General features: G+C 69.4%; 11 protein-coding genes. 5 read left to right on the top strand and 6 right to left on the bottom strand.

Going from position 1 to position 11,350, the window contains the following annotated elements; all coding sequences use genetic code 11:
• The first annotated feature begins 17 nt into the window (after nucleotides 1–17).
• Complete coding sequence (locus LZ009_RS01625; protein WP_275696134.1) at nucleotides 18–767, top strand: CPBP family intramembrane glutamic endopeptidase; 750 nt, start codon at nucleotides 18–20, stop codon at nucleotides 765–767.
• Here the strand turns inward: LZ009_RS01625 and LZ009_RS01630 are convergent.
• The 6 genes from LZ009_RS01630 to LZ009_RS01655 form a co-directional block, all read right to left on the bottom strand.
• Nucleotides 750–1,544 (bottom strand): IclR family transcriptional regulator, encoded by a 795-nt coding sequence (locus LZ009_RS01630; RefSeq protein ID WP_275696135.1) that lies wholly within the window; start codon nucleotides 1,542–1,544, stop codon nucleotides 750–752. The two genes, LZ009_RS01625 and LZ009_RS01630, sit on opposite strands and share 18 nt — an antisense overlap.
• Nucleotides 1,545–1,567: 23 nt before the next feature.
• Nucleotides 1,568–2,287 (bottom strand): SDR family NAD(P)-dependent oxidoreductase, encoded by a 720-nt coding sequence (locus LZ009_RS01635; RefSeq protein WP_275696136.1) that lies wholly within the window; start codon nucleotides 2,285–2,287, stop codon nucleotides 1,568–1,570.
• A gap of 7 nt (nucleotides 2,288–2,294) precedes the next feature.
• Nucleotides 2,295–3,263 (bottom strand): tripartite tricarboxylate transporter substrate binding protein, encoded by a 969-nt coding sequence (locus LZ009_RS01640; protein ID WP_275696137.1) that lies wholly within the window; start codon nucleotides 3,261–3,263, stop codon nucleotides 2,295–2,297.
• 19 nt (nucleotides 3,264–3,282) lie between these two features.
• Nucleotides 3,283–3,996, bottom strand: a complete 714-nt coding sequence (locus LZ009_RS01645; protein WP_275696138.1) for an SDR family NAD(P)-dependent oxidoreductase — start codon at nucleotides 3,994–3,996, stop codon at nucleotides 3,283–3,285.
• Nucleotides 3,997–4,001: 5 nt separating this feature from the next.
• Nucleotides 4,002–4,529 (bottom strand): 2,4'-dihydroxyacetophenone dioxygenase family protein, encoded by a 528-nt coding sequence (locus LZ009_RS01650; protein WP_275696139.1) that lies wholly within the window; start codon nucleotides 4,527–4,529, stop codon nucleotides 4,002–4,004.
• 85 nt (nucleotides 4,530–4,614) lie between these two features.
• Nucleotides 4,615–6,003, bottom strand: a complete 1,389-nt coding sequence (locus LZ009_RS01655; RefSeq protein WP_275696140.1) for a DUF3943 domain-containing protein — start codon at nucleotides 6,001–6,003, stop codon at nucleotides 4,615–4,617.
• Nucleotides 6,004–6,074: 71 nt separating this feature from the next.
• Here LZ009_RS01655 and LZ009_RS01660 point away from each other — a divergent pair, with 71 nt between their 5' ends.
• The 4 genes from LZ009_RS01660 (at nucleotide 6,075) to LZ009_RS01675 (ending at nucleotide 11,340) form a co-directional block, all read left to right on the top strand.
• The gene (locus LZ009_RS01660) at nucleotides 6,075–8,732 is read left to right on the top strand and encodes a LuxR C-terminal-related transcriptional regulator (protein ID WP_275696141.1); all 2,658 of its coding nucleotides are present in this window, start codon (nucleotides 6,075–6,077) and stop codon (nucleotides 8,730–8,732) included.
• A 90-nt stretch (nucleotides 8,733–8,822) separates the two neighbouring features.
• Nucleotides 8,823–9,671 carry a TauD/TfdA dioxygenase family protein gene (locus tag LZ009_RS01665; RefSeq protein ID WP_275697094.1) on the top strand — a complete coding sequence of 283 codons (849 nt, stop codon included), beginning with the start codon at nucleotides 8,823–8,825 and terminating at the stop codon, nucleotides 9,669–9,671.
• Between the two features lie 20 nt (nucleotides 9,672–9,691).
• Nucleotides 9,692–10,750 carry a beta-keto acid cleavage family enzyme gene (locus tag LZ009_RS01670; RefSeq protein WP_275696142.1) on the top strand — a complete coding sequence of 353 codons (1,059 nt, stop codon included), beginning with the start codon at nucleotides 9,692–9,694 and terminating at the stop codon, nucleotides 10,748–10,750.
• Nucleotides 10,750–11,340, top strand: coding sequence for an RBBP9/YdeN family alpha/beta hydrolase (locus LZ009_RS01675; RefSeq protein WP_275696143.1), 591 nt, complete (start codon nucleotides 10,750–10,752; stop codon nucleotides 11,338–11,340). The genes LZ009_RS01670 and LZ009_RS01675 overlap by 1 nt, the downstream gene beginning before the upstream one ends.
• The last annotated feature ends 10 nt before the right edge of the window (nucleotides 11,341–11,350 follow it).

The raw sequence follows: 11,350 nt of genomic DNA on the forward strand, positions 1-11,350 counted from the left end.
GATCCCCGGTGCAATAGATGTTCCTTGCCCGCCGCACGCATCCTGCCCTCATGGGCATGGCCTGCGCCCTCGCGCAGTTCCTCCTCACCCTTTCGATCCTGCTGGCCGGCAAGGCGCTGGCGCCGCCCGAGGCCTTCGGCAAGGTCAAGCTGCTGGCCTTCGCTTCCACCATCGTGCTGCCGCTGCTGCTGGTGCAGGCCTTCGGGTTGTGGAAGGAAGTGGGCCTGCGGCTGCGCCCAGGCTGGCCGCCCGCGGTCTTCCTGGCTTCGCTGCTGCTGGTGGTGCTGAACCTGTCCAATGGCTTGCACGCGCGCGAAGGCAGCAGCCTCGTGGGCGACCTGCTGATCCAGCTGCCCAACGCCTTCGGCGAGGAGCTGCTGTTCCGCGGCGTGATCTTCGTGCTGCTGCTGCGGCTTCCGGTGTGGCAGGCCATCGTGCTGAACGGCGTGCTGTTCGGGTCCATGCACCTGCTGCAAGGCTTCATGGGCGCCGACTGGGCGGCAGCCGGGCGCCAGGCGGCGATCACCGCTGTCAGCGGGATGCTGTTCGCGGCCGTGCGCTATCGCAGCGCCAGCCTGTGGCCGGTGGTGGCGCTGCACATGCTGAAGAACCTGAGCGTGCTGTACTCGAACTGGCAGGACACGACGGTGGTGCAGACGGTCGCGATCGTGTTCGAGCTGGCGGTGATCGCGTGGGTGATCGTGAAGACGCCACAGGAGAAAGCCGGGATCGCCCCCGGCGAACCCAGCCTACAGGTCCGTGCCTAGCGCAGGGGTTTCCGCGAGGCGCTCGGAGATCGCGGCACAGGCCTGCAGCAGCGGCTGCACGTAGGACTGTTCCGGGTTCTCCTTCTGCCGGTAAAGCAGCGTGCTCACGCTGATGGCGGCCACGGGCAGGCCGCGCTGGCCGAGGATCACGCCGCCGAAGCAATAGATGCCGGCCTCGTTTTCCTCGTTGTCCACCGACCAGCCGCGCTCGCGCGTGAGATCGAGCTCCCGCCGCAGCGCCGTGCGGTCCATCAAGGTGTGTTCCGTGTAGCGCTTGAACTGCAGGCCCTTCAGCAGCGGGTCGACCTGCTCGCGCGGCAAGGCCGCCATGTAGGCCTTGCCCACCGCCGTCGAATGCAGGCTCACGCTGGTGCCTATGCGCGACGCCATGCGCACCGCGCTCGGGCTTTCGAGCTTCTCGATGTAGACCATGCTGCTGCCGTTGGGCACGGCCAGGTGCACGGTCTCGCCGGTCAGATCGCGCAGGCGCTTCAGTTCGTCCACCGCCAGCAGGCGCATGTCCGAGCGGCCCCAGCTGCGGCTGGCCAGCTGCATCAGGCGCGGGCCCAGGGCGAGGCCGCCGCCCTGCGCTTCCACCAGCAGCCGCTCGGCGACCAGGGCCGCGACGATGCGGTGCACCGTCGGCCGCGGGTAGCCGCTGGCGTGCATCAGTGCGGTGACGTTGGGCACCTCGCTGCCCTCGGGCCAGTCCGCCACGAGCTGCAGCACGTGCATGAATTTGGAGAAGGAGGCGGTGCCGGCGACCTGGGGGAGCATTGCGCGATTATCGGGGGCCGCCGTCAGGCGACCATGTACCCGCCGTCCACCGGCAGGATCACCCCCGTCATGAACGCCGCCGCCGGCGTGCACAGGAACACCGCCGCCCGTGCGACATCGTCCGGCGTGCCCCAGCGACCCAGCGGCGTGCGCGCCAGGATGGGTCCGCTGCGCGCCGGGTCGTCCTGCAAGGCCTGCGTGAGCGGCGTTGCGATCCATCCCGGCGCCACCGCGTTCACGCGGATGCCGTCCGGCGCATAGGCGATCGCGAGCGACTTGGTGAGTTGCCCCACGCCGCCCTTGCTGGCCGAATAGCCCGGCACCAGGCCGCCGCCGAAGAAGGTCAGCATCGATGCGGTGTTGACGATGCAGCCGCGGCGCGCCTTGAGCTTCTCGCGCGTCGCCGTGCAGACGCGCATGGTGCCGGTGAGGTTGACCGCCAGCACCTGCTCGAAGACGGCCAGGTCGTGCTCGGCGCCGCGCTTGATGATGCCGGCGCAGTTGAAGACGATGTCGAGGTCGCCGATGCCGGCCAGCGCTTCGTCCACGCTGGACTGCACGCTGACGTCGGCCTGCTTCACGCGCACGGCCGCATCCAGCGTGCCGTCGCCCGCGCCCAGGCCGAGCGCCGTCACTTCCGCGCCGAGCGCGGCGAGGTGGTTGGCGATGACGGCGCCTATGCCTTGCGTGGCGCCCGCCACCAGCGCGCGCTTGCCCGCGAACAGTCCGGCCTGGTAGGTCATGGCGTCCTCAGTTCTTGATGCCGAGCTTGCCGATCAGCGACTTGAAGTAGGCGTTGTCGCGCGCGATGACCTGCTTGAAGGCCACGTCGTCGGCATACACGAAGCCCAGGTTCTGCTTGTCCAGCGTCTCGCGGAAGGCCGGCTCGCTCGACGCGGCCAGCGCCAGCTTCTTCAGGTAGGCCACGGTCTCGGGCGGCGTGTTCTTCGGCGCCGCGATGCCGCGCCAGGTGCCGATGCTCAGGTCGATCTTGCGCTCCTTCAGGGTCGGCACTTTCTCGAAGCCCTTGACGCGCTGGTCGGCCATCACGGCCAGCGTCTTCAGCTTGCCGGCCTGCACGTAGGTCGTGACTTCGGCCGGGCTCACGGCGACGGCATCGATGTGTCCGCCCAGCAGCGCCAGCACGGCGGGGCCGGCGCCCTGGAAAGGCACGTGGTTGAACTTGACGCCGGCCTTGTCTTCCAGCGCGCTCGCGGCCAGGTGCCAGATCGAGCCGTTGCCGGCGTTGCCCATGCCCAGCTTGGCCGGGTCCTTCTTCGCCGCGGCGAGGAAGTCCTCGATGGTGTTCCAGGGCGCATCGGCGCGCACGGTGATGGCGGCCGGGTCGGCGTTCAGCTGCGCGATCGGCTGCAGGTCGTCGGCTGAGATCTTGCCGATGCCCATGTGCGACAGCGTCGCGAGTTCGACGGTGATCACGGCCAGGCGGTAGCCGTCCGGCTTGGCGGCGGCAACGTCCTGCCAGCCGATGGAGCCGCTCGCGCCCGGCTTGTTCACGATGACGATGCTTTGCGGCATGTGCTTGCGGCTGGCATCGGCGAACGAGCGCGCCAGCGCGTCGGTGCCGCCGCCCGGCTGGAAGGGCACCACCAGCTCGATCGGGCGGTTCGGGAAGTCGGACTGGGCATGCACGCCGTTGGCGCCCAGCGCCAGCAGGCCGGCGAAGGCCGCGAGGACGCGGCGGGTGGTAGCGATCTTCATGGTGTCTCCTTGGGTAGGTTCAGTAGGTGGCGCGCCCGCCCGACAGGTCGAACACGGCGCCGGTGTTGAAGGTGCAGGAACCGGAGCAGAGCCAGGCCACCATCTCGGCGACTTCTTCCGGCTCGCCCAGGCGCTGCATGGGACTCTTGGCAATCATGGTCTGCACGTGCTGCGGCGACATCTGGTCGAGGATCGCGGTGCGCACCGCGGCCGGCGCGATCGCGTTGACGAGGATGCCGGTGGTGGCGAGCTCCTTGCCGAGCGACTTGGTTAGCGCCAGCACGCCGGCCTTCGCTGCGCTGTACGCCGACGCATTGGGCGTGCCTTCCTTGCCGGCCAGCGATGCGATGTTGACGATGCGGCCCTGGCCCGCGCGGCGCATCAGCGGCACCACGGCGCGGCAGGTGTTGTAGACGCCGACGAGGTTCACTTCGACGATGCGCTGCCACTGCGCGGGATCGTATTCGTCCAGCGGCACGGTGGGGCCCGCGAAGCCGGCGCTGTTGACCAGGAAGTCGATGCGGCCGAAGCGCTGCGCGGCGCGGTCGGCCGCGCGTTCGACCGCGCTGCGGTCCGTCACGTCGACCGCGTCGTCCCCCTGCAGGTCCCACGCGACCACGGTCGCATCCGCCGCGCGCAGTTGCCGCGCCACTTCGGCGCCTATGCCGCTGGCGCCGCCGGTGACGACCGCGACCTGCCCCGCGAAGCCGTACTTCGCCTTGCCGTAAGCCATGGCGCTCAGCGGATGAACTGCTGCGTGTAGTCGGCGCCCAGGCCCACCGCTTCGTAGTGCTTGCGGCACATGTCGATCTTGGTGAAGACGTCTTCGTAGCCCATGCCCTTGCCCCAGGGGTCGGTGTAGTACATGACACCGTTCACCTGGAAGTAGGTGATCATTTCCTCGACGTCTTCCGGCACGTACAGCGTGTGCGTCTCGCCCGGCGGCTCGAACACGTAGCTGCCTTCGGTGGCTTCCCAGTCGTGTTCCAGGTACTTCCAGCGGCCCTTGAGCACGAAGCCGTGCACGGCCTGCGGATGGCGATGCCGGCTCAGCACGCCCGACTTGCGCACGCGCAGCAGGTTCATCCAGTAGCCCTGGCTGGCGTTCAGGCACAGGGGCCGGAACCAGACGTTCTCCGCCTGCGGCACCCAGACCCGCTCGTCCTCGGGAATGGCGTACGGCACCACGATCTCCGGCAGCGCGTCCTTCGGGTTCGGGTACTGGTAGGGAGTCAGCGGCTCGGGGTCCTTGCGGTCAACTGGCATGCTTGGAACGTCCATATTGTGGAGGGTTGTCCATATTGTAGATATGGCACTGCACAACGACGTGGGGGTTAACCCTGAGATCGGCTCAATGCCAATCAACCGTCCCGAAGCGGTCCTGCCCCAGCAGCGTGTAGAAGATGCCGAAGGTGCTGCGGGTCTGGCCGCGGTTGCCGATGTCCGGGTAGTGCGCATCGCGCCGGTTCCACAGGTACTTGAGCGTCACGGCGTGCTGCTTCTCGATGCGCCAGGTGTAGGCGATGTCGGCGCGTGCGATGTTGTCGTGGCCGCCGCGGTTGCCGACGTCGGACACGAAGTACTCGCGCAGCGTCAGGTCGAGCGAGGAGCGGTCGCCGAAGATCGCGCGCGCGGCCACCAGCGCCTGCGGCGCGACGCCATAGTGGTAGTCGCGGTCGACCGCGGGGTCCGCGCTGTTGATGGTGCCGACCGCCGCATAGCCCAGGCCCGCCATCGCGGTGCCTTGCACCACCCAGGGATCGTGCCGCCACTGGCCGGTGGTGCCCAGCGACAAGGCGGTGCTCGAGATGCGGAAGGTCTGCGGCGAGATGTAGTCGTAGCTGCCGTACAGGCCCCAGATGCCGCGGTAGTCCTTGCCCTCCTTGTAGTCGCGTCCCGCGAGCAGGCCGCGCGTCATCACGTTTTCGAAGAAGTTGGCGGTGGTGGCGGTGGCCTGGAAGGCGAAGTAGTCGAAAGGCCGGCGGTAGGCATAGCCGTCCTTGCCCGGCATGCCGTAGTCGAGCGCGAAGTCGGCCTGCACCTCGTTGCGTACCGAGGCCGTGGAATTGCCGGAGGTGTTGTGCACATTGCCCATCACGCCCAGCTGCAGGCGGCTGTAGTACTCGGCGCCGCGGCTGCTGAACACCGTGTCCGGCCCGCGGCCCTGCAGGTGGCGGTTGAAGGCGGTGGCGGGCGACACCAGGGCGGCCGTCGTCTCGCGCCAGAAGGGGTTCATGCCGCCGCCCTTCTCCAGCACGAGGCTGGCCATGCGGTACAGCGATTCACCGAGGAAGGTTCCGCCGATGCCGGTGGACACCATGTCGTTGCGCGAAGGCTTGGTGGTCTCGCCCGCGATCTCCCACAGCGCGCTGCCGCCGATCGCATAGCCCATCGACTCCCAGAAGTTGAAGCCGGCCGAGCGGGCGAAGCCGTAGTACATCGAGCCCTGGTAAGGATGTCCGAGCTGGTTGGTCTTGAAGGGATCGGAGTCGACCGTCCAGCTGCTGTGCAGGTTGCGGCGGATCGAGTCCATCGTCACCGCGTAGTCCGCCTTGTCGCTCTCCGCGCCGCAGCAGTAGTTGATGCGGTTCACGAGGATGTCGAAGCCGATGATTTCCAGCGCCGGCAGCCACAAGTTGCGCTCGGGGGCCGGCGATGAAGCTTCGGACGATTGCGCGAACGTCGCTGTGGCCGCGGACAGCAGGAGCGAGGCGGCAAGGAGGCGGGCGGCTTGGCTCATGCGGAATGCTAGGAAGGGCGCGGGCCCAACCCTGTAGGACGGGGGGCCGTCGCGCCGGGTAACATGAAAGTGTGCACGCCGATGCCAGCCCCGTTCCCGCCAGCGACCTGCTGCTGAAGGTCACGCCGCCGCGCGTGCCGCGCAACCTCGTTGCGCGGCCGGCGCTGGCCGCACGCCACCCGAGCCTGCGCGACCGGCCGGTGGTGCTGGTGCAGGCGCCGGCCGGCTTCGGCAAGACTTCGCTGCTGGCGCAATGGCGGCTGGAGCACCTGGCCGAGGGCGCCGCGGTGGCCTGGCTGCAGGCACAACGCCAGGACGAGATTCCGCGCTTCGTGCAGGCGCTGGCACTTGCCGTCCGCAGCGGCGCGGGCCGCCCGACCTTCGGCCACGTGCTACTGGAAAGCCTGCCCGGCCCCAACCTCGAAGGCGTGACCGCGTGGCTGGCCGAGCTCGCGCAAAGCGCGCTGCAGGTGGTGCTGGTGGTCGACGAGGCCGATCGCCTGCCCGACGCCAGCCGCGAAGCGCTCGCCTACGTGCTGCGCAACGCGCCGCCCAACCTGCGCTGCATCGTCGCGGCGCGCTCCGACTGCAACCTTGGGCTCGAGGACATGGTGGCCTATGGCCATGCCGTGCTGGTCGACGCGCCGCAGCTGCGCTTCTCGCTGGCGGAAACCATCGAGCTGATGCGGCAGCGTTTCGGCGACGCCGCCCAGCCCGACGCCGCCGCGCGCCTGCACGAAGTGACCGAAGGCTGGCCGCTCGGATTGCAGCTGGCGCTGTCGCTGCGCACCACGCCCGCCGACTTCAGCGGCATGGACCGCGGCGAGCCGCACGACGGCGCGATGCGCGAGCGCTTCGTCGCCCACCTGCTGGGAAACCTCGATCCGGCCGACGCGGCTTTCCTGGCACTGGTCTCGGTGGCCGACCCGCTGCATCCCGACCTGTGCGCCGCGCTCACGCAGGACGCGCAGGCGCCGCAGCGCCTCGCGCGCCTGCAGCGCGACACGCCGATCTTCACTGCCAGCCACGAAGGCGAGTGGGTGCGCATGCACGCGCTCGCGCGCACGGCCATGCGCGAACGCTTCGACGCGCTGCCGGCGGATGAACAGCATGCGGTGCGGCAACGTGCCGCGGCCTGGCTGGCCGATCACGCCATGCTGGAGGAGGCCGCGTCGCAGTTGCTGAGCGCCGGCGACACGCAGCAGGCCTACGCGCTCGCCGAGCGCAGCCTCTACGACTCGCTGATGCAGCAAGGCCGCCAGGGTGCGGTGCTCGAGTGGCTGGCACTGCTGCCGCCGCAGGAGCTGGAGCACCGGCCGCGCCTGCTTCTGGCCGCGGCCTGGTCGCTCGCCTTGAGCGAGCGCAACGAAGAGGCCCAGCAGCTCGTGCAGCGCCTGCTGGCGCAGCGCAACGTGGACGAGAGCCTGCGCCGCGAGTGCGACCTGATCCTGGGCGGCGCCGCGTTGTTTGCCGACGAGCCGGACCGCTTCGCCGAACTGCACCGTCCTTGGCTCTCTTCACCGCCGCTCGGCAGCCCGCTGCTGCAGCAGGTGCACGCGAACCGCTGCGCCTTCCTCGCGCTGCTGGAGGGCGAGCCGGCGCTGGCGCGCCTGCAGCAGCAGAAGGGGCCGAGCCCCGCGCTCAGCGCGGAACAGGGCTACCTGCAGCGCTGGAGCGTCTTCATCATCGCCCTCAGCTACCTGTGGGAAGGCCAGGTGCTGCTGGCCGACCAGTTGCTGCGGCCGGTGCTCGCCCTCGCCGAAGCCGACCTCGGCCGCCGCAGCCCGTTTGCCTGCGCGCTGGCGGCGCTGCATGCCTCGGCCTTGTGGGAACGCGACCTGCCCGAAGAGGCCGTCGCGGTGCTGGCCAATCGTCTCGACGTGGTGGAGCGCAGCGGGCCGCCCGAATGTGTGCTGCTCGCCTACCGCACGCTGGCCCGCGTTGCCGCGGCAAGTGGCGCCGAACACCGCACGCTGGAGCTGCTGGGCGCGCTCGACGCGGTCGGCATCGCCCGCAAGCTGCCGCGCCTGCGCGTGGCGAGCCTGGCCGAACAGGTGCGCGTGCATGCGCGCAGCGGCCGCGGCGAGACCTGCAAGGCGCTGACGAAACAGTTGGCCGAGTTCCTGGAAACGCCGGGCCTGCCGCAAGGACCGCTGTGGCAGCGCGGCGTGCACATGCTGCAGGCCGCCACGCAAGGCTACGCGGCGATCGCCGCCGGCGAATGGCGCGCGGCGCTGGAGCCGCTGGCGCGCGCCGACGCCGCTGCGCTGGCGATGAAGCAGGGCCGCATGCGCATCGAGCTGCTGGGCCTGCGCGCCTATGCCTTGAACCGCTGCGGCGAGCGGGCCGAGCCGCTGTTGCGCGAGGCACTGGAACTGGCGAATTCGTATGGCCTGCAGCGGGTGTTTGCCGACGCCCACCCGGCGCTGGGCGCCTGGGTGCGCGAACTGGCGGGCAGCGGTGAACGCACCGCCGCACCGGCCCCGCGCGCGGCGCCGGCAGCCGCGCCCGCCGCGCTCCCATTGCCCAGCATGGCGCTCACGCCCAAGGAGCGCGAGGTGCTGGCGCTGCTGGCCAAGGGCCTGTCGAACAAGGAAATCGGCCGCGCCCTGCAAGTGGGCGAAGAGACCGTGAAGTGGCACCTGAAGAACCTGTTCGCCAAGCTGGACGCCGGCACGCGCAAGCAGGTGGTCGCCCGGGCCCGGATCTTCGGCCTGCTGGCCGAGTAGCGGCCGCGCCGCCCACCCCCCTGCCAAGGGGGGGTCTTCTCCCCCCTCCCCTGACTACTCTTCGGGCCATACCGAGGAGACATCTTGGACATCCGTGTAGAGCCCATGACCTGCGCCATCGGCGCCCGCCTGGAAGGCGTCAGCCTGGCGGAGGCTTCCCGCAACCCGGCGCTGGCCGACGCGATCCGCGCCCAGCTGGTGAAGCACAAAGTGCTGTTCTTTCGCGGCCAGGAACTGACCCGCGCCGAGCACGTCGCCTTTGCCCGCCACTTCGGCGAGCTCGAGACCCATCCGGTGGCCGGCAGCGACCCCGACCATCCCGGCCTGGTGCGCATCTACAAGTCGCCCGACACGCCCAACGACCGCTACGAAAACGCCTGGCACACCGACGCCACCTGGCGCGAGAAGCCGCCCTTCGGCTGCGTGCTGCGCTGCGTGGAATGCCCGCCGGTGGGTGGCGACACCATGTGGGCAAACATGGCGCTGGCCTACGAGCGGCTGCCCGAGCAGGTCAAGCAGCAGATCGCCGGCCTGCGCGCGCGCCACAGCATCGAAGCGAGCTTCGGCGCGGCGATGCCGATCGAGAAGCGCCTGGCGCTGCGGGCGCAGTTCCCGGACGCCGAGCACCCGGTGGTGCGCACGCACCCCGACACCGGCGAAAAGATCCTGTTCGTGAACGCGTTCACCACGCACTTCACCAACTTCCACACGCCCGCCAACGTGCGCGTGGGCCAGGACTACAGCCTGGGCGCCCCGGCGCTCCTGAACTACCTGGTCACGCAGGCCTACATCCCCGAATACCAGGTGCGCTGGCGCTGGCAGCCGGGCGACGTGGTCATGTGGGACAACCGGTCCACGCAGCACTACGCGGTGATGGACTACCCGCCCTGCCACCGCAAGATGGAACGCGCCGGAATCGTCGGCGAAGCCACCTACTGATTTCCACCCTAGGACAAGCCATGAATTTCCTCGACGGTTCGCTGTTTCCCGAAAACCAGGACAAGCTGGTCATCACCGCCGCGCCCTACGGCCCCGAGTGGCAGCCTTCCGACTTCCCGGAAGACATCCCGGTGACGATGGAAGCGCAGGTGCAGAAGGCGGTGGATTGCTACAACGCCGGCGCCACGGTGCTGCACCTGCACGTGCGCGAACTCGATGGCAAGGGCTCCAAGAAGCTGTCGAAGTTCAACGAGCTGATCGCCGGCGTGCGCAAGGCCGTGCCCGACATGATCATCCAGGTGGGCGGTTCGATCTCCTTCGCGCCGGAGAGCGACGGCGCCGCCGCCAAGTGGCTGTCCGACGACACGCGCCACATGCTGGCCGACCTGGACCCGAAGCCGGACCAGGTGACGGTGACGGTCAACACCTCGCAGATGAACGTGCTGGAGCAGATGGACCTCGAGGACATCGCCGGCACCTCGCTCGCGCAGCCGGACTACAACCGTGCCTACACCGAGATGATCGTGCCCTCGACGCCGAGCTTCTTCGAGGAGCACGTGCGCCGCCTGTCCAGGGCCGGCATCCAGAGCGCCTTCCAGTTCTACAACATCAACAGCTACGAGACCGTCGAGCGCCTGATCCGCCGCGGCATCTACAAGGGCCCGCTGGTCTGCAACTGGGTGGCGATCGGCGGCGGCATGGACCAGCCCACCATCTACAGCCTGGCCAACTTCCTGCGCGCGATTCCCGACGGCACCATGCTGACGGTGGAAAGCAGCATGCGCAACGTGCTGCCGGTCAACATGATGGGCATCGCCATGGGCCTGCACGTGCGCTGTGGCATCGAGGACAACCTGTGGAACCAGTCGCGCACCGCGAAGATGACCACGGTGCAGCAGGTCGAGCAACTGGTGCGCATGTCGCGCGAGTTCGGCCGCGAGGTCGCCACCGGCAAGGAAGCGCGCAAGATCTGCAAGATCGGCGTGTTCTACGAGACCGTGGAAGAGACGCTGGCTGCCAACGGCTTCGCGCCGAACGCCAAGGGCCGGCAGCAAGGCTTCCTGCGCAAGGCGGCGTGATGGCTGCCGCCGAAGCCGCGACCGTCCTGATCGTCCCCGGCCTGCGCGACCACGTCGAGCAGCACTGGCAGACGATGCTGGCCGCGCGCCTGCCGCGCGTGCGTTCGGTGCCGCCGATGGGCCGCACGGACCTGGATTGCCTCACGCGCGTCGACGCGCTCGAGCGCGAAGCCCAGGCCATCGACGGGCCGATCGTGCTGGTGGCGCACAGCGGCGGCGTGAAGACCGTCGTGCAGTGGGCACGCCGCACCACCCGCGCCGTGTCGGGTGCGCTGCTGGCCACGCCGCCCGACTTCGAGGAGCCCATGCCCGACGGCTATCCGACGGTGGCCGAACTGCGCGCCAACGGCTGGCTGCCCGCGCCGCGCGGGCCGCTTCCTTTCCCCGCCATCGTCGCGGCCAGCCGCAACGACCCGCTGGCTCGCTTCGAGCGGGTGGAAGAGATGGCCTTCGACTGGGGCGCCAAGCTGGTGGATCTGGGCGACGTCGGCCACCTGAACCCCGCTTCCGGCTACGGCCCCTGGCCGCAGGCCGAGGACTTCATCACCGCATTGATCCTGGCCGCCCGCGTTCCCGCGCGCGCCGCCTGAAGGAGGACAC

The organism is Ramlibacter paludis, assembly GCF_022012305.1.
GTDB classification, from domain to species: domain Bacteria; phylum Pseudomonadota; class Gammaproteobacteria; order Burkholderiales; family Burkholderiaceae_C; genus Ramlibacter; species Ramlibacter paludis.